Raw genomic sequence first — 25,994 nt, forward strand, 5'->3', positions numbered from 1 at the left:
ACAAGGTCGCGCCACATCCGGCAGCCGGCACGGTAGAATAGCGGCAACCTGTTGGATAAGCAATTGCGGGGGCAGGGCGCGAACGGCGCCGCGGGCTTCGCCGCTTGATTCCAAAATTCCCGGCAAGTTTGGCGATTTGTCTGCAAATATCGCCCTTCTGCCGGGATTTTTGCAAATCGGGTCGGAAGATTATCCGGCGCTGCGATTGTTTATCTAACAGGTTGCGCAAGACGCGCCGCGCCTTTTTGCAAGCGCCCGCGTCCAAGCCCACTTGCGCAATCGAGCATTTTTTTCACACTTAGGGGCTTGTATGACTAACGCAGCAAACGTCGCAAAGGACCAGGCGTATGTAATTCCGTTCGAGCAGTTGCGGATGACCGATGTGGAGATCGTCGGCGGCAAGAATGCGTCGCTTGGCGAAATGATCAGCCAGCTTTCCGAAGCAGGCGTTCGCGTACCCACCGGTTTTGCCACGACCGCGCTCGCGTTCCGCGATTTCCTCAAGCACAACGACCTTACCGACCGCATCGCCAAGCGTCTCGAGTCGCTCGACATCGACGACGTGAAGGCGCTCGCCGAAGCCGGTGCCGAAATCCGCAAGTGGATCGTCGATGCGCCGATGCAGGCACGTCTCGAGCAGGAAATCCGTGAGCAGTTCGACATCCTGACGAAGAGCTCGCCGGGCGAGTTGTCGTTCGCCGTGCGTTCGTCCGCGACCGCGGAAGACCTGCCCGACGCATCGTTCGCCGGCCAGCAGGAGTCGTACCTGAACGTCGTCGGCATCGATGACGTGCTCGACCGCATGAAGCACGTGTTCGCGTCGCTGTACAACGACCGCGCGATCTCGTATCGCGTGCACAAGGGCTTCACGCACGCGGAAGTCGCGCTGTCGGCCGGCGTGCAGCGCATGGTTCGCTCGGACGTTGGCGCGGCCGGCGTGATGTTCACGATCGACACCGAATCGGGCTTCAAGGACGCCGTGTTCATCACGTCGAGCTATGGCCTGGGTGAAACCGTCGTGCAGGGCGCAGTGAACCCGGACGAGTTCTATGTGTTCAAGACGACGCTCGCGCAGGACAAGTACCCGATCATCCGCCGTTCGATCGGCTCGAAGCTGATCAAGATGGAATTCACGCAGCCGGGCGAGCCGGGCCGCGTGAAGACGGTCGACGTGCCGCACGAGCAGCGCAACCGCTACTCGATCACCGACGAAGACGTGATCGAGCTGGCGAAGTATGCGGTCATCATCGAGAAGCACTACCAGCGTCCGATGGACATCGAGTGGGGCAAGGACGGCCGCGACGGCAAGATCTTCATCCTGCAGGCACGCCCGGAAACCGTGAAGAGCCAGGCGACCGGCAAGGCCGAGCAGCGCTTCAAGCTGAAGGGCCAGTCGCAGGTGCTCGCGACGGGTCGTGCGATCGGCCAGAAGATCGGCGCGGGCCCCGTGCGCGTGATCCAGGATCCGTCGGAAATGGAGCGCGTGCAGCCGGGCGACGTGCTCGTGGCCGACATGACCGACCCGAATTGGGAGCCGGTGATGAAGCGTGCAGCGGCGATCGTCACGAACCGTGGCGGCCGGACCTGCCACGCGGCGATCATCGCGCGTGAACTCGGCGTGCCGGCAGTCGTCGGCTGCGGCGACGCAACCGACATCCTGAAGGACGGCGCGCTCGTCACCGTGTCGTGCGCGGAAGGCGACGAAGGCAAGATCTACGACGGCCTGCTCGAGACGGAAGTCACGGAAGTGCAGCGCGGCGAACTGCCGGAAATCCCGGTCAAGATCATGATGAACGTCGGCAACCCGCAGCTCGCGTTCGACTTCTCGCAGTTGCCGAACGCCGGCGTGGGCCTCGCGCGTCTCGAGTTCATCATCAACAACAACATCGGCGTTCACCCGAAGGCGATCCTCGAGTACCCGAACATCGACCAGGACCTGAAGAAGGCCGTCGAGAGCGTCGCGCGCGGTCACGCATCGCCGCGTCAGTTCTACGTCGACAAGCTGACGGAAGGTGTCGCGACGATCGCCGCGGCGTTCTATCCGAAGCCCGTGATCGTGCGTCTGTCCGACTTCAAGTCGAACGAGTACAAGAAGCTGATCGGCGGCTCGCGTTACGAGCCGGACGAGGAAAACCCGATGCTGGGCTTCCGCGGCGCGTCGCGTTACATCGCTGAAGACTTCGCGCAGGCGTTCGAGATGGAGTGCCGTGCACTGAAGCGCGTGCGCGACGAGATGGGCCTGACCAACGTCGAGATCATGGTGCCGTTCGTGCGTACCGTGAAGCAGGCGGAGCGCGTCGTCGGCCTGCTGGAGAAGTTCGGCCTGAAGCGCGGCGAAAACGGCCTGCGCCTCGTGATGATGTGCGAAGTCCCGACCAACGCGATCCTCGCCGAAGATTTCCTGCAGTTCTTCGACGGTTTCTCGATCGGGTCGAACGACCTCACGCAGCTCACGCTGGGCCTCGACCGCGATTCGGGCATGGAACTGCTGGCTGTCGACTTCGACGAACGCGACCCGGCCGTCAAGTTCCTGCTGAAGCGCGCGATCGATACCTGCCGCAAGATGGGCAAGTATGTCGGCATCTGCGGCCAGGGCCCGTCCGATCACCCGGACTTCGCGCAATGGCTGACGGACGAAGGCATCGTGTCGATCTCGCTGAACCCCGACACGATCATCGATACGTGGCAGGCGCTTGCCAACCGGAAGTAACGGTCGGTAACGCACCATCGGCGAAAGCACGGCGGCGCCGTGCTTTCGTTGAAGGCAAAATGCAAGCTTCATGCTATAAACACCCCGGTAGGCACCGGGGTGTTTTTGTTTGTCGGTACCCCCGGGCCGCCCCAAGCGTGCCGACAGCCCCTCGGGGCAGCGCGCATGTCGCACCGGAGTAGCGCTCCAACGCTTATTCTGGTTCCATGCAACGCAGGTGAGCACGGGGATGTTTTTCTGGAGACCACAATGATGTCGGGGCATCTGTTCTGGTGGGTCGCGGTGGGTGTGCTGGTCGTGGCCGAATTGCTGACGGGCACGTTCTACCTGCTGATGATCGCGCTCGGCTTTCTCGCGGGCGGGCTGCTGCAACTGGCCGGTTTCGCGCCGCACATGCAGTTCGGTGCGGCGGCGGTGGTCGCGATCGTCGCGATGATCGTGCTGCGCCGTTCGGGGCTCGGTCGCAAGCAGAAGCGCGACACGTCGACGAATCCCGACGTCAATCTCGATATCGGCGCGACCGTCACGGTCGACGCGTGGCGCGACGGCCGCGCGCGTGTGCAGTATCGCGGGGCCGACTGGGACGTCGAGCTTGCGAGCGGCGAGCGCGACGATGCGCACGTATATCAGGTAAGCGCCGTGCGCGGCAGCTGTCTCGTGGTCGTGGCGAAACCCGCGGGCTGATCGTCCGCCGATACAACAAGGAGGGAATACTTCATGGATTCGCTGATCATCTGGGTTGTCCTGCTCGTCATCGCGATCGTGATCGTGTCGAAGACGGTGAAGATCGTGCCGCAGCAACATGCGTGGGTGCTCGAGCGCTTCGGTCGCTATCACGCGACGCTGTCGCCCGGTCTCAATATCGTGCTGCCGTTCGTCGATCGCATCGCGTATCGGCATGTGCTGAAGGAAATCCCGCTCGACGTGCCGAGCCAGATCTGCATCACGCGCGACAACACGCAGCTGCAAGTCGACGGCGTGCTGTATTTCCAGGTGATGGACCCGATGAAGGCGTCGTACGGGTCGAGCAACTTCGTGCTTGCGATCACGCAGTTGTCGCAGACGATGCTGCGCTCGGTGATCGGCAAGCTGGAGCTCGACAAGACTTTCGAGGAGCGCGACTTCATCAACCACAGCATCGTGTCGGCGCTCGACGAGGCCGCCGCGAACTGGGGCGTGAAGGTGTTGCGCTACGAGATCAAGGACCTGACGCCGCCGAAGGAAATTCTGCACGCGATGCAGGCGCAGATTACCGCGGAGCGTGAAAAGCGCGCGCTGATCGCTGCCTCCGAAGGCCGCAAGCAGGAGCAGATCAACCTCGCGTCGGGCGCACGCGAAGCGGCGATCCAGAAATCCGAGGGCGAGCGGCAGGCCGCGATCAACCAGGCGCAGGGCGAGGCCGCTGCGATTCTGGCGGTGGCCGAGGCGAACGCGCAGGCGATCCAGAAGATCGCGAACGCGATGCAATCGCAGGGCGGGATGGACGCGGTGAACCTGAAGGTTGCCGAGCAGTATGTCAGCGCATTCTCGAATCTCGCGAAGCAGGGCAACACGCTGATCGTGCCGGCGAACCTGTCGGATCTCGGCACCGCGATCTCGTCAGCACTGACGATCGTCAAGAGCGCGGGGGCGGCTTCGGCCGGGAAGGCCTGAGTCGGACCTGCGCGGTGCGCAGGAGGTCACCTTGCCGCGTGCGGCGAATCGTCGCGCAGCCGGGGCACGAGTGATGCCCGTGTCGCCCCGCAGGCGGACCCTTTCTTCAATCGAAACGGGCGGCGTGGCGCGCGAAGTGCCGATCCGGCCACTGCCGGGCAGCCGGCATGCCGGATTCACGTCACCCAAAGCAACACGGCCCGCTTAGAGCGGGCCGTGTCGTTTGTGATGCGTGGTGTGCGCGGTCAGGTGCCGGCGCGCATGATGCGTGCCTTTTCGCGTTCCCAGTCGCGCTTTTTCTCGGTTTCGCGCTTGTCGTGCAGCTTCTTGCCCTTCGCGAGCGCGATGTCGCACTTCACGCGCCCCCCCTTGTAATGGAAGTTCAGCGGCACGAGCGTGTAGCCGCGCTGCTCGACCTTGCCGATCAGTTTCTTGATTTCCTCACGGTGCAGCAGCAGCTTGCGCGTGCGAACCGGGTCGGGCTTGATGTGCGTCGAGGCTTCGGGCAGCGGGCTGATATGGGTGCCGATCAGAAAGATCTCGGCGTTCTTCACCACGACGTAGCCTTCCTTGATCTGGCCGCGCCCGGCGCGCAGCGCCTTGACTTCCCAGCCCTCCAGCACGAGCCCCGCCTCGTAGCGTTCCTCGATGTGATAATCGAAGTGCGCCTTCCTGTTGTCGATGATGCTCATGAATGGATTGGGCCAACTCGTTTAAAATCACGATTTTAGCAAAGCGGGGCGAGAATCGCCCGGCTTGCGTTCTCACCTTAAGCGATGCCGCGCGATTTATGGCAGATGTCCAGAAAACAGTATTGATCCGTCATTCGGCGGAACAGATGTTCGACCTCGTCACCGACGTGGCCGATTACCCCAATTTCCTGCCCTGGTGCGGCGGCGTCGAGATTCGCCGTCAGGACGACACCGGGATGGAAGCGCGCATCGACATCAACTTCAAGGGTATCAAGCAGCATTTCGCGACGCGCAACACGCAGCAGCGTCCGACGCGGATCGACATGGAGTTCACGGACGGCCCGTTCAAGAAGTTCACGGGCTCGTGGCGCTTCACGGCACTGCGTGCCGATGCGTGCAAGATCGAATTCGCGCTGCACTACGAGTTCTCGAGCATCCTGCTCGAGAAGATCATCGGGCCCGTGTTCAGCCATATCGCGAACACGTTCGTCGATTCGTTCGTGAAGCGCGCCGACCAGCGCTACGGGAAGGGGTGACGCGATGCTGTCGATCGAAGTCTGCTACGCGCTGCCGGATCGCCAGACGCTGATTCCGCTGTCGCTGCCGGAAGGGGCGACCGTTCGTTCGGCGATCGAGGCGAGCGGCGTACTCGCGCAGCACCCGGAAATCGATCTCGCGAACGCGAAGACGGGCGTGTACGGCAAGCTCGCGCCGCTCGACGCGCCGCTCGCCGACCACGACCGCGTCGAGATCTACCGCCCGCTGATCGTCGATCCGAAACTGGCGCGCCAGCGGCGTGTCGACAAGTCGCGTCGCGAAGGCTCCATCGAGGGCCGCAAGTGGATGCACAAGGACGCGCGCTGACGCGCGCGGTTCCGCTTCTTCCGTTCCGATTCGTCCGATCAAACGCCGCGGCGCTCAGTGGGCCGCGGCGTTCGCGTTGACTGGCGCGTTGCCCGGCGTAGCGCCGCCGGCGGGTGTGTTGCCGTGCTGTCGCACCGAGCCGTACACGCCTGCCAGCAGCAGCACGAGCGCGGCGATCTCGAGTGCGTGCGGCATCCGCTGGTCGTAGACGAACGCGTAAAGCATTGCGAACACGGTTTCGAACACGATCAACTGGCCCGACAGCGTGAGCGGCAACCGTTTCGACGCGGCATTCCACAGCCCGTTGCCGAGCCACGACGCGCCGATCGCGAGCACGAGGTTCAGCAGCCAGAACAGTTGCCAGCGCGACGCCGGGACGGCTGCCTGCACCGTGCCGGCCGGTAGCGCGAGGATAGCGATCCAGCAGAGCCCGCCGATCAGGCCGGTCACGACGCCCCACAGCACCGACCATTCGTTGCCGCCGAAATGATGATGGCGCTGCAGGTAGCGCGCGTTCGCGACCGCGTACCAGGTCCAGCTCGCGAGCGCGCCGGCCGCGCAGGCGATGCCCGCGAGCTTCTGGCCGAGCGTCGTCGCGTGTGCTGCGTCGGACGTGAACAGGTCGACGTTGATGCAGACGATGCCCGCGATCACCAGCGCGAGCGGGATAGCGAGCCGCCGCAGCGGCACGGCGCCGTGGTCGCCGAGACCCGCGAGCGTGACGGTGACGGGCAATACGCCGACGATCAGCGAGCTGGGCGCGATGCCGATCAGGTGCACGGCGCCGGTCAGCAGCATGTAGTACGCGACGTTGCCGACGACCGCGAGCTTCACGAGCGCGACGAGGTCTTCGCGGGCCAGCCGCGTGAGCAGCGAGCGGGCGGCCGGCAGCGCGGCCGCGAGCGACACCAGGCCGTACATCGCGTAGCGGCCGGCGCTCAGCAGCAGCGGCGAGAAGTCGGTCAGCAACCGCGGAACGAGAAAGACCATGCCCCACAGGGCACCTGCCAGAACACCATAGACCACACCGCGCTGCATCGACCGCTCCGAATACATGAACGAGCGCGCATCTTAGCGACGCCGGTTCGGCGGCGTCTTGTTCATTCCTGCACTCGGGGCATGGCTGGGCTTCGACGTGCTGTGCGACGGAGCTGCCGCGGTCCGTTCCTGGTTATCGAGGGTTCGCGGCCGCGGCAGGTCGCGGATCAGCCGTCGGCCGGATCGGGCGTCGCACCGGCGCCGTCGCCTGACGCCCGCACTCGCGCCGGGCGCCGCACGGCGCGCAGCTTGCCGCTGTTGCCGCCGCCGCAGTAGAAACGGTCGCGGCCGTCGGATTCGAGCCCCGACACCCCGACGCCGGGCGGCATGGCGACCTGCTCGAGCACTCGACCCGTACGCGGATCGATGTGCCGCAATTCGCTCTCGTCGGCTTCCCAGGTGCCGTGCCACAGCTCGCCGTCGACCCACGTCACGCCGGTGACGAAGCGGTTCGACTCGATCGTGCGCAGCACGGCACCCGATTCCGGATCGATCTGATGAATCTTGCGTTCGCGGTACTGGCCGACCCACAGCGTGCCTTCGGCCCACGCGAGCCCCGAGTCGGCGCCGCCGCCGGGTGCGGGGATCGTCGCGAGCACGCGGCCCGATTCCGGATCGATCTTCTCGATGCGGTCTTCGACGATCAGAAACAGGTGGCGGCCGTCGAACGCCGTGCCCGCATGCGCGGCGACGTCGATCGAGCGGACGGTCGTGCCGCGTTCCGGGTCGAGCGCATTCAGCTTGTCGCCGGACGCGTACCACACGTACTGCCCGTCGTACGTGACGCCGTGTACGCCGTCGACGCCCGGAAACGGGCCGTATTCGCGAAGGATGTCTGCACGGTAGCGTTTCATGTTCGTCACCTCGTCGTTCGGTGAGGCCATCCTAATCGCCCGGCAGCGGAGCAGGGAGTAACAAGGTCGTCGCGAAACCGGGCAGCGGCGGCGTCATCCAGCGGCGTGCGCGGCCGCGGCCGAGCGCCTGGACCTTGTCCGCTTCGGCGAGTGCGTCGAGCGCGCGCTGCACGGTGCGCTGGCCCGTGCACAGGGCCAGCGCCAGCGCGGAGCTCGACCACGCTTCGCCATCGGCGAGGAGCGCGAGCACGGCTGCGTGGCGATCGTCGACCGGGCGCGCCAGGACGACGGTCTCGCGTATGCCGAGCGGTTCGAGCGCGAAGCCGCGCGGGGTTGCGATGACGTTCGCGAGCGGCCGCAGCAGCGCGCGCAGCCGGCCGATCTCGACGCGCAGGCGTGCGCGATGCGATTCGTCCGCGTGTTTTGCGCGGAACGCGGCAGCGACGAGCGCGTTGCGCGACACGTCGGCCGGCCATGCTTCCCCGAGCGCGCGGGCGAGCACGAACAGCACGGGCCGCCGCGCAAGCGACACGGTCGTGCGCGCGTCGCGCACCGTGTGGCGGCACGCGTCGACGACGAGCGCGTTCGATGCGAACAGCGCCTCCACTTCGTCGAGTTGCACGAGCCGCGATGTGCCGCGCGTGATGAGGCGCGCGGCCGGTGCGTCGAGCACGCGCGCCGCAGTGTCGACCTCGGCCGTCAGCGCGGCAATGCCGGCGTCGCGGGCCGCTGCGCGTGCTCGGGTGAGCGCGGCGCGCGCCGCGTGCGTGCGGATGCGGCGCATCGCGATGCCGGCCGCGATCAGCTCATGGGCGGCGCGCGCTGCAGCCGGCAACGGTGAGGGATCGAGATGCGCGAGCAGCCGCTCGGCATCGTCGAGCTGGCCGATCAGCAGTAGCCGGCGCACGCCGAGATAGCGTGCATGCGCGGCGTTTGCGCGGTCGCCGTGCGCGTCGAGCGTCGCGCACGCGGCATCGAGCGCGCGCGTCGGCCAGCGCAGGTCGCGCGACGCGAGCGCGATCTCCGCTTCCGCGACGACGCAGCGCGCCCGCGCCACGGCCTCCTTCGGGCCGAACGCACGAGCGGCGCCGCGCACGAGCGTGCGCGCGCGTTCGAAATCGCCGAGCTGCGCCATCGCGATCCCGCGCAGTGCGAGCGCCGGCGCATCGTCGCGCAACGCGACGCGATTCAGCGCGCCGAGCGCGTCACCGGCCGCAAGCGCGCGCGCGGCCGCCGTGATCAGCGAATCCATCCGAATCCCGACACACTTGTCACTCCCTTCGGTCCGATGCCCCCCACTAATCTAGCACCACGCACACGGCACCGGATGCCGTGCCTGGATACCCATCGGAAGGAGGAACCCGCCATGACGACCCATCTCACCGGAACCCGCGACGAATGGCTGGCCGAGCGCCGCGCGCTGCTCGACGCGGAAAAGGCACTGACGCGGCAAAGCGACGAACTCGCGCGGCGGCGCCAGGCACTGCCCTGGGTGCGCGTCGACAAGACCTACCGGTTCGACACCGAGGACGGGCAGGCAACACTCGACGACCTGTTTCTCGACCGTTCGCAACTGCTCGTCTATCACTTCATGTTCGGCCCCGACTACCAGGCCGGCTGTCCGTCGTGCTCGTCGCTTGCCGACGGTTTCGACGGCTTCGCCGTGCACCTGGCGAACCACGACGTGACGCTCGCCGCCGTGTCGCGCGCGCCGCTCGCGAAGCTGCGCGCGTACCGGCAGCGGATGGGGTGGCGCTTCCCGTGGGCGTCGTCGGTCGGCAGCGATTTCAACTTCGACTTCAACGTGTCGTTCACCGAAACGCAGCAGCGCGCCGGCGACGTCGAGTACAACTATGCGCGGGCCGGCCACGCGATGGACATGGACCCGCCGCCGGCACCGGTCGTGCAGTTCGCGGCGACATGCGGCACCGACGCGGTCACGTATTCGCTCGACCGCCCGGGGATGAGCGCGTTCGTGCGCGAGGACGGCATCGTCTATCACACGTACTCGACCTATGCGCGCGGGCTCGACGGGCTGTGGGGGATGTACCAGTGGCTCGATCGCGCGCCGCGCGGGCGCAACGAGACCGGCCCGTGGTGGCGCCGCCATGACGAGTACGCACGCGGCTGAGCGCGCCGGCGGCGGGCGAGGGCGGGCGATGGCACGGCCGGCGCCCGGCGCTCCGGGGCCCGATCCGCAGGCCTTCGCGGTGGTGCTCGTGGCGGTGTTCACCGTCGCCGCGATGGCGACCGTGGCGCAGTACGCGTCGATGGCCGCGATGGGCGGCGCTCCCGTGTCCGCCGGCTGGATGATGACGTCGGCGCCGTGGCAGCGACCGTGTGGATGGAGCGCCGGCCGCGCGTTCGCGGTGTTCGCCGGCATGTGGGGCACGATGACGGTGACGATGATGCTGCCCGTGCTGGCGCCGGTGCTCTGGCGATACCGGCAGTGCGTCGGCCTGCAGGCGGCGGCGCGTTCGGCCGGGCTCGTCGTCGTCGCGGGTGCCGGGTATTTCGCGGTGTGGATGGCGGTGGGAGCGCTCGTGTTTCCGGCCGGCGCCGCACTGACGGGCGCCGCCGCAAGGCTGCCGGCGCTTGCCGGGGCGATGCCGTTCGCGGCTGGCGCGGTCGTACTGGCTGCCGGCGTCCTGCAATTCTCCGGATGGAAGGCGCGCCGGCTGGCGTGCTGCCGGCACGCCGCGACCGGTGTGCCCCCGCCGCGCGCCGAGGCCGGTGCGGCATGGCGGCACGGCGTGCGAACGGCCATGCGATGCGGGATGTGTTGCGGGAACCTGATGGCGGTCGCGCTGGCCGCCGGCATGATGGATCCGCGCGTGATGGCGGCCGTGACGGTGGCGATCGCCGCCGAGCGCCTCGTGCCGGCCGGCGCGCGGGTGGCGCGGATCGTCGGCTGGGTCGCGGTCGGCGGCGGCACGGCGATGATTGTCCGCGCGGCCGGGCTGCTGTAAGACGGGGAAGGCATGCCCGTGCGGCGTGTTGCCGGGCCGCGCTTTCCCGTCGCCGCTGCCGCCGCGTGGCCCGTCCGCAACAGGCGGATGGGCCGTTTCGCGGCCGGTTGCGCGAATGGCTCGATGCGGCGGTGAAACGAAAGGCGATCGAAAACGAACCGAACGACGATCCGAACGATTCGGCCCCCGAACGGCCGAAACCGGCTAAGCCGTTGTTCGTGTTGTGAAAATTCGCAGCGCTTCGCGTATAATTCGCTTTTGCGCCCATAGGATTTGCCATGCGTCTGATCCAAAAAGCACTCACTTTCGATGACGTGCTCCTCGTTCCCGCCTTCTCCGACGTTCTCCCGCGCGACACCAGCCTCAAGACCAAGCTGACCCGCAACATCTCCCTGAACATGCCGCTCGTGTCCGCCGCGATGGACACGGTCACCGAAGGTCGCCTTGCGATCGCGATGGCACAGCAGGGTGGCGTCGGTATCGTCCACAAGAACCTGACGCCGGCCGAACAGGCCCGCGAGGTCGCGAAGGTCAAGCGTTTCGAATCGGGCGTCGTCCGCGACCCGATCACGGTGCCGCCGCAAATGAAGGTGCACGACGTGATCGCGCTGTCGCGCCAGCATGGCATCTCGGGTTTCCCGGTCGTCGAAGGCCCGCAGCTCGTCGGCATCGTCACGAACCGCGACCTGCGTTTCGAAACCCGCCTCGATGAGCCGGTCAAGTCGATCATGACGCCGCGCGAGCGTCTCGTCACGGTCAAGGAAGGCACGCCGCTCGCCGAAGCGAAGGCGCTGATGCACAGCCACCGCCTCGAGCGCGTGCTGGTCGTCAACGACGCGTTCGAACTGCGCGGCCTGATGACCGTCAAGGACATCACGAAGCAGACCGAGCACCCGGACGCGTGCAAGGACGAACACGGCAAGCTGCGCGCCGGCGCGGCAGTCGGCGTCGGTCCCGACAACGAAGAGCGCGTCGAGCTGCTGGTGCAGGCCGGCGTCGACGTGATCGTCGTCGATACCGCGCACGGCCACAGCAAGGGCGTGCTCGAGCGCGTTCGCTGGGTCAAGCAGAACTTCCCGCACGTCGAAGTGATCGGCGGCAACATCGCGACGGCCGCCGCCGCGAAGGCGCTCGTCGAATACGGCGCAGATGCGGTCAAGGTCGGCATCGGCCCGGGCTCGATCTGCACGACGCGAATCGTCGCCGGTGTCGGCGTGCCGCAGATCAGCGCGATCGCGAACGTCGCGGAAGCGCTGAAGGGCACGGGCGTGCCGTGCATCGCCGACGGCGGCGTGCGCTTCTCGGGCGACGTGTCGAAGGCCCTCGCGGCCGGCGCGAACGCGGTGATGATGGGCAGCATGTTCGCGGGCACCGAAGAGGCGCCGGGCGACGTGTTCCTGTACCAGGGCCGCCAGTACAAGTCGTATCGCGGCATGGGTTCCGTCGGTGCGATGAAGGATGGCGCGGCAGACCGCTACTTCCAGGACAACTCGGCGAACATCGACAAGCTCGTGCCGGAAGGCATCGAAGGCCGTGTCGCATACAAGGGCTCGGTCAACGCGATCCTGTTCCAGCTGGTCGGCGGTGTGCGCGCCAGCATGGGCTACTGCGGCTGCCGCACGATCGACGAACTGCACGACAAGGCCGAATTCGTCCAGATCACCGCGGCGGGCATGCGCGAGTCGCACGTGCACGACGTGCAGATCACGAAGGAAGCGCCGAACTACCACGTGGACTGATCGCCGATGAAACCGCTGCTGCGAGCCGTGCTGATCATCGATGCCGTGTTGTTGCTGGCGTTCGGCGTGCTGTTCGTGCTGACGCCCTGGCAGTCGCTCTTCAACGCGCTGCAGCTCGCGAACGTCCAGCCGGCGATGCTCGGCCAGGCGTTCGGCATCGCGCTGCTCGGGCTCGCGTGGCTCGCGTTTCATGCAGCGTTCAACGGCGATCTCACCGCGCCGGTCGCGCGAGCGGTCGGCCATGTGTACTGGCTGATCGGCGCGCTGACGATCGTCTGGTCGATCGGCACCGGCAGCGGTCCCGCGCTCGCGGCCGCCGGCAGGGTGCTGTCGGCCGTGGCCGGCGTCGCGTTGATCGTGCTCGGCCTAGGCGGCGTGCGGCTCGCATCGGCCGTGCGCCGGCGCGAAAAGGCGCAGGCGCTCGAGGCGCGCGCGCCGGCGCAGCGTCCGGCCGAGACGGCGACGGCATCTGCGCCGTCGTCGTCCGCACCGCAGCGTGTCGAACCTGTCGTCAGCCGTCCCGCGGCGCCAGCGGCACCTTCGCCGGCCGCATCCGGCCAATCATCGTCGGGCGGCGTCGCACTCGACGAGCGCCCGCCGATGCAGGATTGACCGGCCATGCGTCGAGCGTGCTGCCTTCCGCCCGACGCCGTTGTCCATGCTATTGACGCAGCGCATGATGAAAATGATGCGCTGCCTTTCTTATTCTCTTCATCCCGTCCGCAGCCATGCACGACAAAATCCTGATTCTCGACTTCGGTTCGCAAGTCACCCAACTGATTGCGCGACGCGTGCGCGAAGCGCACGTCTACTGCGAAATCCATCCGAACGATGTGTCCGACGACTTCGTCCGCGAGTTCGCGCCGAAGGCGGTGATCCTGTCGGGCAGCCACGCGAGCACGTACGAAGACCATCAGCTGCGTGCGCCGCAGGCCGTGTGGGATCTCGGCGTGCCGGTGCTCGGCATCTGCTACGGCATGCAGACGATGGCCGTGCAGCTCGGCGGCAAGGTCGAATGGAGCGACCACCGCGAATTCGGTTACGCGGAAATGCGCGCGCACGGCCACACGCGCCTGCTCGACGGCATCGAGGATTTCAAGACGGACGAAGGCCACGGGATGCTGAAGGTCTGGATGAGCCACGGCGACAAGGTTGCCGAGCTGCCGCCGGGCTTCGCGCTGATGGCGTCGACACCGAGCTGCCCGATCGCCGGCATGGCCGACGAGGCACGCGGCTACTACGCGGTGCAGTTCCATCCGGAAGTCACGCACACGGTGAAGGGCCGCCAGATCATCGAGCGCTTCGTGCTGCAGATCGCAGGCGCGAAGCCCGACTGGATCATGAGCAACCACATCGAGGAAGCCGTCGCGAAGATCCGCGAGCAGGTCGGTGACGAGGAAGTGATTCTCGGCCTGTCGGGCGGTGTGGATTCGAGCGTCGCGGCTGCGCTGATCCATCGCGCGATCGGCGACCAGCTCACCTGCGTGTTCGTCGACCACGGCCTGCTGCGCCTGAACGAAGGCAAGATGGTGCTCGACATGTTCGAGGGCCGCCTGCATGCGAAGGTCGTGCACGTCGACGCGTCCGAACAGTTCCTCGGCCACCTGGCCGGCGTGACCGATCCGGAAGCGAAGCGCAAGATCATCGGCCGCGAGTTCGTCGAGGTGTTCCAGGCCGAGGCGAAGAAGCTGTCGAAGGCGAAGTGGCTCGCGCAGGGCACGATCTACCCGGACGTGGTCGAATCGGGCGGCACGAAGACGAAGAAGGCGACGACGATCAAGAGCCACCACAACGTCGGCGGCCTGCCGGAAACGCTCGGCCTGAAGCTGCTCGAGCCGCTGCGCGACCTGTTCAAGGACGAAGTGCGCGAGCTGGGCGTCGCGCTCGGCCTGCCGCCGGAGATGGTGTACCGCCATCCGTTCCCGGGCCCGGGCCTCGGCGTGCGGATTCTCGGCGAAGTGAAGCGCGAGTTCGCGGATCTGCTGCGCCGCGCGGACGCGATCTTCATCGAGGAACTGCGCAACACGACCGCGACCGCGCACGATGCGGCTGCCGGCCTGTGCGGCGAAGCCGATGTCGGCAAGAGCTGGTACGACCTGACGAGCCAGGCGTTCGCGGTGTTCCTGCCGGTCAAGTCGGTGGGCGTGATGGGCGATGGCCGCACGTACGATTACGTGACGTCGCTGCGCGCGGTGCAGACGACCGACTTCATGACCGCACACTGGGCGCACCTGCCGTACGCGCTGCTCGGCCGCGCGTCGAACCGGATCATCAACGAGGTGCGCGGGATCAACCGTGTGGTGTATGACATCTCGGGGAAGCCGCCGGCGACGATCGAGTGGGAATGATTGGCCGTCCGGCACGTACCGGTACGACTTGACAGCAGAACACATCAAAGCCCGCTTCATAGCGGGCTTTTTTGTTTTTGGTGACCCGACTGGCGCCACCGCCCGATTGGAACATCGCGCGGATTTCGTGTTTCATCGACTGGAACGCACCCGAGCATTCGTGCGCGATGAGGCGTCGCGGGTGCTTCTATTTCCACACTCGTCCAACCAGCGACTTTGCTCATCGATTGCACCGTGCCGTACTCGATCGGTGCCTGCAATCAGTTGCAGCGCAAAAGGCGCGGATTTGAAACAGCGTCCGCGGGCTGCGTAGCGAGACCGCCTGGCAGAGAAGTCGGTAAACGCGGTGCGGCTACCCCGCCCAGTTTCACCGCGACTGTAATCGAGTGTAATTGATTGCTCCGCGCGCTCAGCCTAATTTCTTCCCGGCAGGTGCGCTTCGCGGATGGCTGACCCAAGCCACTGCGGAGGTTGTGATGAACGTTGTCGATGCGTGACTCGCGCGAGCCAGATTCGACCTATACGGCCCTGGTTCTCGGTTTTTCAACTCACAGCAGGAGAAATTGTCATGTCGAACGAAAATTTCAGTGAAATTCAGAAGTTCGCTGAGCAGGCGGACGGTTTGAAACGCGTAGACGTTGAGTCAATTCAACTGGGCTATTGGGACAATCACGATACCCTTCCTTTCATGCTCAATAACGAGGGCGGGAATTCGTTTGCAGTGAATGCCTCGAATACGGCGTTGCTGATCCAGATCGGAAACGCACTCACAGCGCTTGGGCAGAAGCAGAAGGTCGTGGCCTATCTGGGAGACCTCAACCACGGCGGTACCCTCAAGGTCCTTCTTATCGGCCTTGAATAGTTCGAAAGCCAAGTCGCGACCCGGCTGGTCAGCGTCGGAGCGGGTCACGACGGCATCAACCGGATGACTGTCGCGGCAAGAAAACGGCTTGGCAGGTTGCCAAGCCGTTTTTCGTTGACGGCTTGCACAAGCCAGGGCCGTCACGCTCCGGATTCATCATGCGTGCGAGCCCACGAGCGAACGCAAGTACATCGGCACCTTCGCCTTCGCCGTTGCCTGCACGCGTGTCATGAGCGCGTGATCGATGCGAACCAGTCCGTAAGTCCGCGCGATGTCCTGCTGCAGCCGGCACCACAGATGGCCGGCCATCTCGGCATCGACCATCGCCCGGTGCGCACGTCCCGATTTCGGCAGCCGCAGCATATCCACCAGGTTCGACAGGCGGTGACTCTGGGCGTCCGGGTAGATGCGTCGCGCGACAAGCATCGTGCAGGCAAAGGCATGCTCGGCCGACACGCCAAGAAGCCCGAGTTCCGCCTGCCAGAACCGCTTGTCGAAACCGGCGTTGTGAGCGACGACCGCATGCTTGCCGACGAACGCCGCGGCTTCCTTCATGACTTTCGACGCCGGCGGTGCCGATGCGATCATCTCGTTCGTGATGCCGGTCAGCGCGACGACATCGGACGGTATGCGCCTGCCCGCATTCATCAGGCTCTGGAAACGGTCGACGACTTGTCCGTCCCGGAGCAGGATGACGGCGATTTCGGTCGCACGGTCGCCCATGTTCGGCGAAAGTCCGGTTGTTTCGAAGTCCAGTACCGCAACGGTTTGCATGGTCGAATCCTGTTGCTTCACGCGGTGTCGTTAGAGTGGCCGAGAGGTTAGCATCTCCGGGCCCGCGACAGACTCGTTCAACTCGAGAAACGACCCTCCTCGCGGCGAACGCCGACCTGGTCGAAGGCGACGAGCGCAATGTCTTTCAAGGCGGACTCCATGCGTCGTGGCGCGCTGCCGGGAGCGGCGGCGGCCGTGATAGGGTTCGCGGCCTATCTGTCCATGCCGCACCATACACAGCCTGTATGGCGATGACGATGAGCACACTGACGCGTAACGACTGGATTGCAGCGGGCTTCGACACCCTCGACGGGGAAGGGTACGCGGGCATTTCGGCCGAGAGCCTCGCGCGACGACTGAACGTGACCCGCGGATCGTTCTATCACCACTTCCGCAATCGCGAGGACTTCGTCAGGACGTTGCTGACCGCGTGGGAGGACGACTACACCGCGCGCATGCTTGCGTATGCGGCGGGCGGCCGCGGTGCCGCGCGGAAGCGCAGGTGAATCAGCGGATAGGCCCGCCCTTGTCCATCGAGCGCCGAACGCCCGGTCCGCTCGAAGCCGAGCCGCTCATAGAATCCCGCTGCCGATTCGTTCTGTTCGTTGACGTCGGTCGACAGGTCGGGATGACGCTTGAGCGCCTCTTCGACGAGCAGGCGCCCGACCCCCGCGCCATGGTGAGCGGGATCGACGAACAGCGCCTCCATGTGACTGCCGTCGAGCAGCATGAAGCCGATCGCGCGGCCGCTTTCATCGACGGCGAGATCGAGCGGTGCACCGGGCAGGAACGCGACGACTTCGGATTCGATCGCGCGACGATCGTCGTCGCTGAGAAAGTGGTGCGTGGCGTAGACCGCGTTGCGCCAGATATCCAGCACGCGTGCGCCGTCGGCCTGGGTGGACTTGCGAATTCTGATCATGGTTTGGCCCAGCTTTGATTTGTCATTGGAAGTTCGGCGGGTAACCGGTACCGCCGTGGCTCCGATCGGGCCACTCGCAAGGGCTGCGTGAAAGACGGCGATGTTCAGGTATTTCATTCAGGCATTGGCCGGACGTAGCGCGCCGTCAAGGTCCGCCGTACGCTCGATCGCGCGTCGCGCGACATCACGAACACCCGCGCTCATCGGCAAGTCATCGCGGTCGAGTTCGGCGAGATTGAACCAGCGCGCATCGATTGCATCGTCGCCGGCGGCAGGCGTACCGCGCAGCCATCTGCACAGCACCGCGATCATCACGAAATGCTGACGCACGTCGCCGTCAGCATCGTAATCGAACGCATCCAGCGCGGTAAAGGCGTCGAGCGCTTCGACGTCGACGGTGGTTTCCTCGGCGATCTCGCGCACGACCGCGTGTGAGATCGATTCCCCCACCTCGATCTTGCCGCCGGGAAACCCCCAGCAGCCCGCATCGGGCGGATTGGCGCGGCGTACCAGCAGCACGTCGCGCTCCCGCAGGACGATGCCGATCACGGCGGGAACAGGGCGGACGCAAGCGGTGACGCCGGTCGGCGGGCGGGGAGAATCGGACATGAATTGCCAAGCGCAGAAGCGTTCGAGTGTGTGTGGCGGCCGGCAACGATTCATCGTGCGTCGTCGGTACGCTGCTCGATCGCGCGGATCACGGCGACCATGTCGTGCGCGCCATGTCCGGCCCGCTCGGTCTCGCCGTACAGCGCATGGCAGATGTCGAGCAGCGGCGACGCGATGCCGATGCCGCGGGCGGATTCGGCGACGAGGCGTGCATTCTTCAGCACGTCGGTGATCGCGGCCTGCACCGAAAAATCGGCCGCGACGAGTTTGCCGAGTTTCACGCGCGACACGTCGCTCGCCATCGGGCCTGCGTTCAGCACATCGGCGAAGCGGGCGAGATCGATGCCGTGGCGTTGCGCGAAATGTGTGGCTTCGGTCAGGCCGGTGACCATCGTGATCAGGAACAGGTTCACGGCGAGTTTCATCGTCAGCGCCGATGGCACGTCGCCGCACACGAAGCTGTCGCGGCACAGCGGCTTCACGAGCGCGCGGACGGCGTCGACGTCGTCCGGTGCGCCGGCAAGCATCACGACGAGTTGACCGGCTTCGGCCGGCTTGCGCGACCCCGACACGGGTGCCTCGACGTAGCGGCCCGACGCGGCAGCGATGTCATCGGCCAGCGCGCGCGAATACTCGGGTGCGTTCGTGCCCATGTTCACGATGGTGTGTTCGCCGACACGGGCAGCGAAACCGGGCGTGCCGCGCGCGAGGACGGCGTCGATCGCCGCGTCGTTCGCGAGCATCAGGATCACGGTGCTGCAGGCCGCGAACACGTCGTCGATGTGCTCGGCCACGCGCGCGCCGGCGTCGCGCAGCGCATCGTCGCTGCCGTGCGACCGGCTCCACACGACGAGTGGCGTACCGGCCCGCGCGAGATTGAGCGCCATCGGCGTGCCCATCACGCCGAGGCCGATGAATCCGACTGCGGTTTGCATGTTCTGGCTCCCACGGTGGGTGGAGACGATCGTGGGCGTCAGTATCGCAGCGTTTGCGCACGCCTGCTATTTCGTCCACGCACCCGCGCGAGCCACGTCACGGCCGCGCCGTCATGTCCGCCAGATAGGGCCACGGATAGATGCCACGGGCATGACCGTCGCCGAACACCGCGCGGATGCCGTAGCCGGCTGTTTCAAGGCTGTCCAGCATCAGTTCGGGCAGCGCATCGACACGACCGCCGTCGAGCCGGATTCTTCTGCATTCCGCGCACGGGCAATCGCCGCGCAGCCGTGCATAGCTGACGCGTTGCGTGCGACCGTCCGGCCAGCGGAGGATCAACGAGCGCGCCGGATGATCGAGCACGATTTCGGTCGGGGCGATCATTGCGACGCCTCGTCGATTTGCCGGATCGCGATCCGCACGGCCTTGCGTACTTCCGGATCCTGATCCTCCAGTGCGTGGGTCAGTGCGGGCAACGTCGCGCGGTCGCGCAATTCACCGAGCGCAAGCGCGGCTTCCTTGCGCAGGTTGCTGATCGCATGCGAGAGCAGCGCGACGACGGCCGGCGCCGCGGCCGCATCGCGCAGTTGCCCGAGTGCGCGCGCGGCACGCAAGCGCACCTGCCAGTAGTCGTCGCCGAGCGCGGCGACGAGCGGTTCGCGCGCGGTCGCGACGCGCAGCTTGCCGAGCGTCGTGGCCGCTTCCTCGCGCACCTGCCATTCGCGGTCGCGCAACGCGGCGAACAGCGCGTGGATGACGGATGCATCGTCGGGCGTCGCGAACCCGATCGCACCGACGGCGACGCGTCGCACGTCCGCGGCGGCATCGGTGGTCGCGATGCGTGCGAGCGGCTGCAGCGCACGCGGATCCTTGAGCCAGCCGAGCACCGCCACGGCTTCGGCGCGCACCGCGGCGTGTTCGGCGTCGAGCGCGTGCAGCGCGGGCGCGAATGCGCCAGGGTCGCGCAATTCGCGCAATCCGCGCAGGACGGCACGGCGCACGATCGGCTCGGGCCGGTCGGCCCAGCGACACAGCACCGCGCCCGATGCCGCGTCCTTCAGTTCGGACAGGCTTTGCGCCGCGGCGGTGCGCACGTCGTTGTCCGGATCGAGCAATGCGCCGCACAGTGCGTCGACGACGTCGGGCTGCTCCCACGCACCGAGCACGCGGGCGGCTTCGCCGCGCACGTCGGCCGACGGATCGTCGCGCAGCGCGGCGATGAAAGCGGGCACGAATCCGGGGGCTTCGAGATCGGCGAGTTCGAACAGCGCGACGCGGCGCACGGAGGCGTCGGGCGCGGCGAGGCGGGCGGCGAGTGCAGCTTCGTCGCAGGCGTGTGCCCGGGGCAGCGCGGCAGCGAGGGAGGAGTCGGTCATGGGCGACGGGTGAGAGCGTTGAGGGACGCGGTCAGCGCAGCAGGTAAGGGATGTCGACCTTGACTGCGCCGGTCGGGCAATCGCGCTCGCACGGCATGCAGTACCAGCATTCGTCGAACTGCATATAGGCCTTGCCTTTGGTCACGTCGATCGCGAGCAGGTCGAGCGGGCACACGTCGACGCAGACGGTGCAGCCCTTGTCGGCGATGCACCGGGCCTCGTCGATCGTGACGGGGGCGCTGCTGCGCTGGAAGATGTCGTGTGGCGTATGGGGCATGGCAGGTTCCTCAACGGGCGGCCGCGAGCGCGGCCGGTTCGCGGATGCGCAGATTCGTGTAGGCGGCGCGATCGTCGTCGGCAAGCGGCACGACGTACGGTTCGACCGATCGCTTCTCGCTGCGCATCTCGCCATGGGCGTCCTTGCGCAGCCAGGTGTGGCAGAACCACTCGGCGTCGTTGCGATGCGGAAAGTCGACGCGATGGTGGTACAGCCCCCAGCGGCTCTCGGTGCGGAACAGCGACGCGCGCGCGGCCATTTCCGCGCAGTCGCGAATCGCGCGCACCTCGGCGGCACGCATCAGCTCGTGTGGATGGTTTGCCTTGATCGATTCGATATCCTCGGTAATGGCGTCAAAGCGTTGCAGCCCGATTTCCATCTTGCGCGTCACCTTCGGCGGTTGCAGATAGTCGTTCACCATGCGGCGCAGCTTGTATTCGACCTGCGCCGGCGCCAGGCCACGCTCGCGCAGCAGCGGGGCGAGCACGCGGGTGCGTTCGCCGGCGACCTGTTCGTCGTCCACCGGCGCGTGCTCGCGGCCGGCCACGTAGTCGGCCGCATTCTGCCCGGCAAACCAGCCGTACGTAAATGCGCCGAGCATGTAGTTGTGCGGGACGGCTGCCATGTCGCCGGCCGCATAGAGCCCGGGCACGGTCGTCTCCGCGCGTGCGTTCACATACACGCCGGATGCGCTGTGGCCGCTGCAGAAACCGATCTCGGAGATGTGCATCTCGACCATCTGGCTGCGGTAATCGGTGCCGCGCCCCGCGTGGAAGCGGCCGCGGCTCGGCCGCTCGTTCGTATGCAGGATCTGCTCGATGGTCTGGATCGTTTCTTCCGCGAGATGGTCGAGCTTCAGGAAGACGGGGCCGTTGCCGCTTTGCAGTTCCTGGTAGAACTCCCACATCATCTGGCCGCTCCAGTAGTCGCATTCGATGAAGCGTTCACCCTTGCCGTTCGCGGTGAAACCGCCGAGCGGGCCTGTCACGTAAGCGCACGCGGGGCCGTTGTAGTCCTTGATCAGCGGGTTGATCTGGAAGCATTCGAGATTCGCGAGCGCGGCGCCGGCGTGATACGCCATCGCGTAGCCGTCGCCCGCGTTGGTCGGGTTCTCGTACGTGCCCATCAGGTAGCCCGAGGCCGGCAGGCCGAGGCGGCCGGCCGCGCCGCAGCAGAGAATCACGGCCTTCGCGCGGACCACGTGGAACTCGGCGGTGCGGCAGTCGAAGCCGAGCACGCCGCTCGCGCGGCCGTGCGCGTCGGTCAGCACGCGCGTCGCGACGATCCGGTTCGTGATCGCAATGCGCGCGCGCTTCAACTGCCGGTACAGCACCTTCTTGATGTCGTGTCCTTCGGGCATCGGCAGCACGTACGAGCCCATGTGATGGACCTTCTTCACCGCGTAGTCGCCGGTGCCGTCCTTCTCGAACTTCACGCCCCAGCGGTCGAGCTGTTCGATCGTCTCGAAGCTGTGCGTCGCATACGCGTACACGGCTTCCTGGTCGACGATCCCGTCGTTGGCGATCGTGATCTCGCGCGTGTACTGCTCGGGCGTCGCATGTCCGGGGATCACCGCATTGTTCAGGCCGTCCATCCCCATCGAGATCGCGCCGCTGCGCTTCACGTTGGCTTTTTCAAGCAGCAGCACGCGCAGGGACGGATCGCGCTCCTTCGCCTTGATCGCCGCCATCGGGCCGGCGGTGCCGCCGCCGACCACGACGATGTCGTATTCGAGCACATGAGTCGTCATCGCTGTTTCCTTGCAGGTTTGCGCGCCTTCTGCCGGTCGATGCGCAGCCGGTACTGGAAGGCGTCGCCGCGGAAGTAAAGGTACTCGTAGTCGATCGGCGAGCCCGACGCGTCGTGCGTGAGGCGCTCGATGCGCAGCACGGGGCTGCTTTCCTCGACGTGCAGCGCATCGACGATCTCTTCGTCGGCGAGGATCGCGTCGATCGACACGTCGGCATGGCCGAGCGGGATGCCGCAGTCGTTTTCCAGGACCAGGAAAATGTCGCGGGTCGCGAGATCGGCGCCCGCGAGGCGCTTGCCGAGGGCTTCGGGCACCCAGGTCTGCTCGAGCGAGACCGGTTCGCGATTCAGCAGCCGCACGCGATGAATCTCGACGAGCGGCGCGCCCTCGGGCACGTTCAGCTTCGTCGCGAGATGGCGGTCGGCCTTGACGGTGCGGAAACTGCGCACCTGGTTGACGATCTCGTAGCCCATCGACGACATCGCCTCGGCGAAGCCCTGCAGCGAGGTCACGTTCTGGAACGCCTTCGGCTTCGACACGAAGGTGCCCTTGCCGTGCAGCTTGAACAGCAGTCCTTCCTTCTGCAGATCGCCGAGTGCCTGGCGTACCGTGATACGGCTGACGTCGAACATCGCGCAGAGTTCGTGCTCGGACGGCATCCGGCTGTGCGGCGCATAGGTGCCGTCGAGAATGCGCGCGCGCAGCGTGTCCTTGATCTGCACGTAGAGCGGGGCCGCGGACAGCGGCACGACGTTGGGGGAGGTCATCGATCAACTTGTTATGACAAGATCGCTCGAGTGTAGTCAGCGTGATCGCGCGCCCCAACCAACTATTTCTGATTTCGACTTTCCGATTCCGGAAAAGCGCGACGGCAGGGGGCTGACCGAATGGACGATCCGGCATGCGGTGCCGGCCCGATTCGCCCGTTGCGGGCAGAGTGGCTCGGCGGACAACAAAAAATTCGACGTCGCGTGTGCCGCACCTGTCGATTTCCCGACGGGTCGCCCGTCGTATCCACATCGACCGGGCTTGCGCGAAGCAGGTGGGGCCCGGCTCCCGAGGATCGTCGTCACGACAAGGAGGCACCCCATGACGGATTCCCGATACCGCTGGGTCATCGTCGCCGCGGGCGGCCTGATGGGCTGCATCGCGATTGGCGCGATGTTTTCGCTGCCGGTGTTCCTGCGCGCGATCGCGCGCGACACGGGCTGGTCGATGACCGGCATTTCCGGTGCGATGACGCTCGGCTTCATCGCGATGGCCTTCGCGAGCATGGCGTGGGGCAGTCTGTCGGACCGCATCGGCACGCGCCCGGTCGTCATGACGGGCGCCGTCCTGTTGTCGGCAAGCCTGGCGCTGGCGAGCCGCGCACCGTCGCTGCTCGCGTTCCAGCTCACTTTCGGCCTCGCCGTCGGCGGCGCGACGGCTGCGATATTCGCGCCGATGATGGCGTGCGTGACGGGCTGGTTCGACACGCACCGCAGCCTCGCGGTGTCACTCGTGTCGGCCGGCATGGGGATGGCGCCGATGACGATGGCCCCGCTGGCCGCATGGCTGGTGTCGGTGCGCGACTGGCGCACGTCGATGCTGCTGATTGCGGCGCTGGCGGCCGTCACGATGATTCCGGTGTCGCTGCTGGTGCGCCGGGCGCCCGCGCTCGACGGCGCGCATGCGGCCCCGGCGGCACCAGCGGCGCCAGCGCCCGCCGGCGAGCCTGCGGCGATGTCGGTCGCGGATGCGCTGCGTTCGCCGCAGTTCGTCGTGCTGCTGCTGACCAACTTCTTCTGTTGCGCGACGCATTCCGGCCCGATCTTCCATACGGTCAGCTACGCGGTGACGTGCGGGATCCCGCTGATCGTCGCGGTGTCGATCTACAGCGTCGAAGGGCTTGCCGGCATGGGCGGGCGGATCGCATTCGGGATCCTGGGCGACCGCATCGGCGCGAAGCGGATGCTGGTAGCCGGGCTGCTTGCGCAGGCGCTCGGCGCGCTCGGGTACGACTTCGTGCGCACGCTCGACGGGTTTTACGCGGTCGCGACCTTGTTCGGCTTCATCTACGCGGGCGTGATGCCGCTGTATTCGGTGCTTGCGCGCGAGAACTTCCCGCTGCGGATGATGGGCACCGTGATCGGCGGCTGCGCGATGGCCGGCAGCCTCGGGATGGCCGCGGGCCCCGTGGCCGGCGGCCTGATCGTCGATACGTTCGGCAGCTACGGCTGGCTGTACGTCGGTTCGTTCGCGATCGGCGTCGGCGCGTTCCTGATGGCGATGATGTTCCGCCCGTTCGCGAAAGCGCGACTGGAAACGGTGGCCGCGTGACCCGTCGACGCGGCCTCCGTTTCAACGGATCGGCGCGGCTTGATCCGCGTTGCTGAAGAAGAAATCAGGGCCCGACATCGTGCGCTTTGGCGGGTGTCAGAACGGCCCGCGGCCCGCTGCGGCGCAGCGGAGCGGCAAATGAGACCGATCGGCGCGCATGCGCTGCGATTCGGCCCCTAAAAATACAATATCGAGCATATATTCGAAGGGCCTGTCATACCCGCGTCACCCTGCTAGAATTCGGCCTGCCGCATTGTTCCGATTGACTGATGAGATTGCTTGACGCCCTGGTCGAACAACGTATTGCCGCCGCCGCCGCCCGGGGCGAGTTCGACGATTTGCCGGGTACCGGCGCGCCGCAGGCGCTGGATGACGACTTGCTCGTGCCCGAGGAGGTGCGGGTGGCCAACCGTATCCTGAAGAATGCGGGCTTCGTGCCGCCGGCCGTCGAGCAATTGCGCGCGCTGCGCAACCTGCATGACGAAGTGCAGGCGGTCAGCGACCGTGCCGCCCGGTGCCGGCTGCAGGCGAAGATCCTCGCGCTCGACATGGCGCTCGAATCGCTGCGCGGCGGCCCGATGGTGATGCCGCGCGACTACTGCCGGCGCATCGCGGAGCGCCTGTGCGAGCGCGGGCTCGACGAAGTGCCCGCCGAAGCGGGGCCGATGTGACGTCCGACGCGCTGCACGATGCAGCCCGGTCGGCAGCCGCCCCTGCGTCCGAACCCGCCGCCGATTCTCCCATTCCCGAAGCAGCGCCCGTATCGGCGCGCGACCTGCATTTCATGCGTCTTGCGCAGGCTGCCGCCGAAGAGGCGCGCGCGGCCGGTGAAGTGCCGGTCGGCGCGGTGCTCGTGCGTGGCGACGAAGTGATCGCACGCGGCTTCAACCATCCGATCGGCGGGCACGACCCGTCGGCCCACGCGGAAATGGCCGCGCTGCGCATGGCCGCGCAGCAACTGCAGAATTACCGGATGCCCGGCTGCGAACTGTACGTGACGCTCGAGCCGTGCCTGATGTGTGCGGGCGCGATCATGCATGCGCGCATCGCGCGGGTCGTCTACGGCGCCGCCGATCCGAAGACGGGCGCGTGCGGCAGTGTGATCGACGCTTTCGCGAATCCTCAGCTGAACCACCATACCGAAGTGACCGGCGGCGTGCTCGCCGACGAGTGCGGCGCCGCGCTGAAGTCGTTCTTCGCCGAGCGCCGTCGCGCGCTGCGCGAAGCGCGGCTGGCCCGCGACGCCGAATCCGGCGCGTCATAGGCGCGCTCGCCGCGCCCGTCGCTCGGTGCGAGCCGGGC

Annotated in this window: 27 protein-coding genes and 1 pseudogene; 15 read left to right on the forward strand and 13 right to left on the reverse strand. The window is 66.6% G+C overall.

Annotated features, from left to right (window positions below; all coding sequences use genetic code 11):
• Window positions 1-310: 310 nt before the first annotated feature.
• The 3 genes from ppsA (at window position 311) to HWX39_RS19180 (ending at window position 4,363) form a co-directional block, all read left to right on the forward strand.
• The gene (gene ppsA / locus HWX39_RS19170; protein WP_175969524.1) at window positions 311-2,710 is read left to right on the forward strand and encodes a phosphoenolpyruvate synthase; all 2,400 of its coding nucleotides are present in this window, start codon (window positions 311-313) and stop codon (window positions 2,708-2,710) included.
• A gap of 249 nt (window positions 2,711-2,959) precedes the next feature.
• Window positions 2,960-3,394, forward strand: coding sequence for an NfeD family protein (locus HWX39_RS19175; protein ID WP_175969525.1), 435 nt, complete (start codon window positions 2,960-2,962; stop codon window positions 3,392-3,394).
• Window positions 3,395-3,427: 33 nt separating this feature from the next.
• On the forward strand, window positions 3,428-4,363 hold the full coding sequence (locus HWX39_RS19180) for an SPFH domain-containing protein (protein ID WP_175969526.1): 936 nt from the start codon (window positions 3,428-3,430) through the stop codon (window positions 4,361-4,363).
• Between the two features lie 245 nt (window positions 4,364-4,608).
• Here HWX39_RS19180 and smpB read toward each other — a convergent pair whose 3' ends face one another.
• On the reverse strand, window positions 4,609-5,055 hold the full coding sequence (smpB, locus tag HWX39_RS19185; RefSeq protein WP_006478511.1) for an SsrA-binding protein SmpB: 447 nt from the start codon (window positions 5,053-5,055) through the stop codon (window positions 4,609-4,611).
• 98 nt (window positions 5,056-5,153) lie between these two features.
• Between smpB and HWX39_RS19190 the strand changes: the two genes are divergently transcribed.
• Entirely contained in the window at window positions 5,154-5,591 is a 438-nt protein-coding gene (locus tag HWX39_RS19190) for a type II toxin-antitoxin system RatA family toxin (RefSeq protein ID WP_175969527.1), read from the forward strand.
• A gap of 4 nt (window positions 5,592-5,595) precedes the next feature.
• Window positions 5,596-5,919: an RnfH family protein gene (locus tag HWX39_RS19195; RefSeq protein ID WP_175969528.1), complete on the forward strand. Its 324-nt coding sequence runs from the start codon at window positions 5,596-5,598 to the stop codon at window positions 5,917-5,919.
• A 54-nt stretch (window positions 5,920-5,973) separates the two neighbouring features.
• On the opposite strand, the gene HWX39_RS19200 is transcribed toward HWX39_RS19195, so the two are convergent.
• The 3 genes from HWX39_RS19200 to HWX39_RS19210 form a co-directional block, all read right to left on the reverse strand.
• A complete protein-coding gene (locus tag HWX39_RS19200; RefSeq protein WP_175969529.1) occupies window positions 5,974-6,957 on the reverse strand; it encodes a DMT family transporter in 984 nt (327 codons plus the stop codon).
• Window positions 6,958-7,124: 167 nt separating this feature from the next.
• Complete coding sequence (locus HWX39_RS19205) at window positions 7,125-7,811, reverse strand: PQQ-binding-like beta-propeller repeat protein (protein ID WP_175969530.1); 687 nt, start codon at window positions 7,809-7,811, stop codon at window positions 7,125-7,127.
• A gap of 31 nt (window positions 7,812-7,842) precedes the next feature.
• Complete coding sequence (locus tag HWX39_RS19210) at window positions 7,843-9,063, reverse strand: helix-turn-helix domain-containing protein (RefSeq protein WP_175969531.1); 1,221 nt, start codon at window positions 9,061-9,063, stop codon at window positions 7,843-7,845.
• A gap of 114 nt (window positions 9,064-9,177) precedes the next feature.
• Between HWX39_RS19210 and HWX39_RS19215 the strand changes: the two genes are divergently transcribed.
• From HWX39_RS19215 to HWX39_RS19240, 6 genes are all read left to right on the forward strand, one after another.
• Complete coding sequence (locus HWX39_RS19215; protein ID WP_175969532.1) at window positions 9,178-9,942, forward strand: DUF899 domain-containing protein; 765 nt, start codon at window positions 9,178-9,180, stop codon at window positions 9,940-9,942.
• Window positions 9,943-9,970: 28 nt separating this feature from the next.
• Window positions 9,971-10,780 carry a DUF2182 domain-containing protein gene (locus HWX39_RS19220; RefSeq protein WP_175969745.1) on the forward strand — a complete coding sequence of 270 codons (810 nt, stop codon included), beginning with the start codon at window positions 9,971-9,973 and terminating at the stop codon, window positions 10,778-10,780.
• A 278-nt stretch (window positions 10,781-11,058) separates the two neighbouring features.
• Complete coding sequence (gene guaB, locus HWX39_RS19225) at window positions 11,059-12,519, forward strand: IMP dehydrogenase (protein WP_175969533.1); 1,461 nt, start codon at window positions 11,059-11,061, stop codon at window positions 12,517-12,519.
• Window positions 12,520-12,525: 6 nt separating this feature from the next.
• The gene (locus tag HWX39_RS19230) at window positions 12,526-13,131 is read left to right on the forward strand and encodes a hypothetical protein (RefSeq protein WP_175969534.1); all 606 of its coding nucleotides are present in this window, start codon (window positions 12,526-12,528) and stop codon (window positions 13,129-13,131) included.
• A gap of 116 nt (window positions 13,132-13,247) precedes the next feature.
• On the forward strand, window positions 13,248-14,867 hold the full coding sequence (guaA, locus tag HWX39_RS19235) for a glutamine-hydrolyzing GMP synthase (RefSeq protein ID WP_175969535.1): 1,620 nt from the start codon (window positions 13,248-13,250) through the stop codon (window positions 14,865-14,867).
• A 568-nt stretch (window positions 14,868-15,435) separates the two neighbouring features.
• Window positions 15,436-15,729, forward strand: a complete 294-nt coding sequence (locus HWX39_RS19240; protein ID WP_175969536.1) for a hypothetical protein — start codon at window positions 15,436-15,438, stop codon at window positions 15,727-15,729.
• Window positions 15,730-15,885: 156 nt separating this feature from the next.
• Here HWX39_RS19240 and HWX39_RS19245 read toward each other — a convergent pair whose 3' ends face one another.
• Window positions 15,886-16,503, reverse strand: coding sequence for a 3'-5' exonuclease (locus tag HWX39_RS19245; RefSeq protein ID WP_175969537.1), 618 nt, complete (start codon window positions 16,501-16,503; stop codon window positions 15,886-15,888).
• A gap of 257 nt (window positions 16,504-16,760) precedes the next feature.
• On the opposite strand from HWX39_RS19245, the pseudogene HWX39_RS19250 reads away from it, so the two are divergent.
• Window positions 16,761-16,985: pseudogene (locus HWX39_RS19250) on the forward strand (TetR/AcrR family transcriptional regulator); the annotation flags it as partial.
• Here HWX39_RS19250 and HWX39_RS19255 read toward each other — a convergent pair.
• The 8 genes from HWX39_RS19255 to HWX39_RS19290 form a co-directional block, all read right to left on the reverse strand.
• Window positions 16,946-17,425, reverse strand: coding sequence for an acetyltransferase (locus tag HWX39_RS19255; protein WP_175969746.1), 480 nt, complete (start codon window positions 17,423-17,425; stop codon window positions 16,946-16,948). The pseudogene HWX39_RS19250 and the gene HWX39_RS19255 sit on opposite strands and share 40 nt — an antisense overlap.
• Before the next feature lie 117 nt (window positions 17,426-17,542).
• On the reverse strand, window positions 17,543-18,034 hold the full coding sequence (locus HWX39_RS19260; RefSeq protein ID WP_175969747.1) for an NUDIX hydrolase: 492 nt from the start codon (window positions 18,032-18,034) through the stop codon (window positions 17,543-17,545).
• A gap of 50 nt (window positions 18,035-18,084) precedes the next feature.
• Window positions 18,085-18,969: an NAD(P)-dependent oxidoreductase gene (locus HWX39_RS19265; RefSeq protein ID WP_175969538.1), complete on the reverse strand. Its 885-nt coding sequence runs from the start codon at window positions 18,967-18,969 to the stop codon at window positions 18,085-18,087.
• 97 nt (window positions 18,970-19,066) lie between these two features.
• On the reverse strand, window positions 19,067-19,354 hold the full coding sequence (locus HWX39_RS19270; protein WP_175969539.1) for a DUF971 domain-containing protein: 288 nt from the start codon (window positions 19,352-19,354) through the stop codon (window positions 19,067-19,069).
• Window positions 19,351-20,346, reverse strand: a complete 996-nt coding sequence (locus HWX39_RS19275; protein WP_175969540.1) for a HEAT repeat domain-containing protein — start codon at window positions 20,344-20,346, stop codon at window positions 19,351-19,353. The genes HWX39_RS19270 and HWX39_RS19275 overlap by 4 nt, the downstream gene beginning before the upstream one ends.
• Before the next feature lie 31 nt (window positions 20,347-20,377).
• Window positions 20,378-20,623, reverse strand: a complete 246-nt coding sequence (locus HWX39_RS19280; protein WP_175969541.1) for a ferredoxin family protein — start codon at window positions 20,621-20,623, stop codon at window positions 20,378-20,380.
• Between the two features lie 10 nt (window positions 20,624-20,633).
• Window positions 20,634-22,373, reverse strand: coding sequence for a fumarate reductase/succinate dehydrogenase flavoprotein subunit (locus tag HWX39_RS19285; protein WP_175969542.1), 1,740 nt, complete (start codon window positions 22,371-22,373; stop codon window positions 20,634-20,636).
• On the reverse strand, window positions 22,370-23,140 hold the full coding sequence (locus HWX39_RS19290; protein ID WP_175969543.1) for a GntR family transcriptional regulator: 771 nt from the start codon (window positions 23,138-23,140) through the stop codon (window positions 22,370-22,372). Before HWX39_RS19290 ends, HWX39_RS19285 begins: the two co-directional genes overlap by 4 nt.
• A gap of 322 nt (window positions 23,141-23,462) precedes the next feature.
• Here HWX39_RS19290 and HWX39_RS19295 point away from each other — a divergent pair, with 322 nt between their 5' ends.
• The 3 genes from HWX39_RS19295 (at window position 23,463) to tadA (ending at window position 25,956) form a co-directional block, all read left to right on the forward strand.
• On the forward strand, window positions 23,463-24,692 hold the full coding sequence (locus tag HWX39_RS19295) for an MFS transporter (protein WP_175969544.1): 1,230 nt from the start codon (window positions 23,463-23,465) through the stop codon (window positions 24,690-24,692).
• 269 nt (window positions 24,693-24,961) lie between these two features.
• Entirely contained in the window at window positions 24,962-25,363 is a 402-nt protein-coding gene (locus HWX39_RS19300; protein ID WP_096471178.1) for a DnaJ family domain-containing protein, read from the forward strand.
• Window positions 25,360-25,956 (forward strand): tRNA adenosine(34) deaminase TadA, encoded by a 597-nt coding sequence (gene tadA, locus HWX39_RS19305; RefSeq protein ID WP_175969545.1) that lies wholly within the window; start codon window positions 25,360-25,362, stop codon window positions 25,954-25,956. The genes HWX39_RS19300 and tadA overlap by 4 nt, the downstream gene beginning before the upstream one ends.
• Window positions 25,957-25,994: the final 38 nt, after the last annotated feature.

This window comes from Burkholderia sp. BCC0322 (assembly GCF_902833045.1).
Taxonomy (GTDB): domain Bacteria; phylum Pseudomonadota; class Gammaproteobacteria; order Burkholderiales; family Burkholderiaceae; genus Burkholderia.

Excerpts from the sequence above, each read along its gene's own strand:
- ppsA (WP_175969524.1), top strand. The coding sequence starts at position 311 with ATGACTAACGCAGCAAACGTCGCAAAGGACCAGGCGTATGTAATTCCG.
- HWX39_RS19175 (WP_175969525.1), top strand. The coding sequence starts at position 2,960 with ATGATGTCGGGGCATCTGTTCTGGTGGGTCGCGGTGGGTGTGCTGGTC.
- HWX39_RS19180 (WP_175969526.1), top strand. The coding sequence starts at position 3,428 with ATGGATTCGCTGATCATCTGGGTTGTCCTGCTCGTCATCGCGATCGTG.
- smpB (WP_006478511.1), bottom strand. The coding sequence starts at position 5,055 with ATGAGCATCATCGACAACAGGAAGGCGCACTTCGATTATCACATCGAG.
- HWX39_RS19190 (WP_175969527.1), top strand. The coding sequence starts at position 5,154 with ATGGCAGATGTCCAGAAAACAGTATTGATCCGTCATTCGGCGGAACAG.
- HWX39_RS19195 (WP_175969528.1), top strand. The coding sequence starts at position 5,596 with ATGCTGTCGATCGAAGTCTGCTACGCGCTGCCGGATCGCCAGACGCTG.
- HWX39_RS19200 (WP_175969529.1), bottom strand. The coding sequence starts at position 6,957 with ATGCAGCGCGGTGTGGTCTATGGTGTTCTGGCAGGTGCCCTGTGGGGC.
- HWX39_RS19205 (WP_175969530.1), bottom strand. The coding sequence starts at position 7,811 with ATGAAACGCTACCGTGCAGACATCCTTCGCGAATACGGCCCGTTTCCG.
- HWX39_RS19210 (WP_175969531.1), bottom strand. The coding sequence starts at position 9,063 with ATGGATTCGCTGATCACGGCGGCCGCGCGCGCGCTTGCGGCCGGTGAC.
- HWX39_RS19215 (WP_175969532.1), top strand. The coding sequence starts at position 9,178 with ATGACGACCCATCTCACCGGAACCCGCGACGAATGGCTGGCCGAGCGC.
- HWX39_RS19220 (WP_175969745.1), top strand. The coding sequence starts at position 9,971 with ATGGCACGGCCGGCGCCCGGCGCTCCGGGGCCCGATCCGCAGGCCTTC.
- guaB (WP_175969533.1), top strand. The coding sequence starts at position 11,059 with ATGCGTCTGATCCAAAAAGCACTCACTTTCGATGACGTGCTCCTCGTT.
- HWX39_RS19230 (WP_175969534.1), top strand. The coding sequence starts at position 12,526 with ATGAAACCGCTGCTGCGAGCCGTGCTGATCATCGATGCCGTGTTGTTG.
- guaA (WP_175969535.1), top strand. The coding sequence starts at position 13,248 with ATGCACGACAAAATCCTGATTCTCGACTTCGGTTCGCAAGTCACCCAA.
- HWX39_RS19240 (WP_175969536.1), top strand. The coding sequence starts at position 15,436 with ATGTCGAACGAAAATTTCAGTGAAATTCAGAAGTTCGCTGAGCAGGCG.
- HWX39_RS19245 (WP_175969537.1), bottom strand. The coding sequence starts at position 16,503 with ATGCAAACCGTTGCGGTACTGGACTTCGAAACAACCGGACTTTCGCCG.
- HWX39_RS19255 (WP_175969746.1), bottom strand. The coding sequence starts at position 17,425 with ATGATCAGAATTCGCAAGTCCACCCAGGCCGACGGCGCACGCGTGCTG.
- HWX39_RS19260 (WP_175969747.1), bottom strand. The coding sequence starts at position 18,034 with ATGTCCGATTCTCCCCGCCCGCCGACCGGCGTCACCGCTTGCGTCCGC.
- HWX39_RS19265 (WP_175969538.1), bottom strand. The coding sequence starts at position 18,969 with ATGCAAACCGCAGTCGGATTCATCGGCCTCGGCGTGATGGGCACGCCG.
- HWX39_RS19270 (WP_175969539.1), bottom strand. The coding sequence starts at position 19,354 with ATGATCGCCCCGACCGAAATCGTGCTCGATCATCCGGCGCGCTCGTTG.
- HWX39_RS19275 (WP_175969540.1), bottom strand. The coding sequence starts at position 20,346 with ATGACCGACTCCTCCCTCGCTGCCGCGCTGCCCCGGGCACACGCCTGC.
- HWX39_RS19280 (WP_175969541.1), bottom strand. The coding sequence starts at position 20,623 with ATGCCCCATACGCCACACGACATCTTCCAGCGCAGCAGCGCCCCCGTC.
- HWX39_RS19285 (WP_175969542.1), bottom strand. The coding sequence starts at position 22,373 with ATGACGACTCATGTGCTCGAATACGACATCGTCGTGGTCGGCGGCGGC.
- HWX39_RS19290 (WP_175969543.1), bottom strand. The coding sequence starts at position 23,140 with ATGACCTCCCCCAACGTCGTGCCGCTGTCCGCGGCCCCGCTCTACGTG.
- HWX39_RS19295 (WP_175969544.1), top strand. The coding sequence starts at position 23,463 with ATGACGGATTCCCGATACCGCTGGGTCATCGTCGCCGCGGGCGGCCTG.
- HWX39_RS19300 (WP_096471178.1), top strand. The coding sequence starts at position 24,962 with ATGAGATTGCTTGACGCCCTGGTCGAACAACGTATTGCCGCCGCCGCC.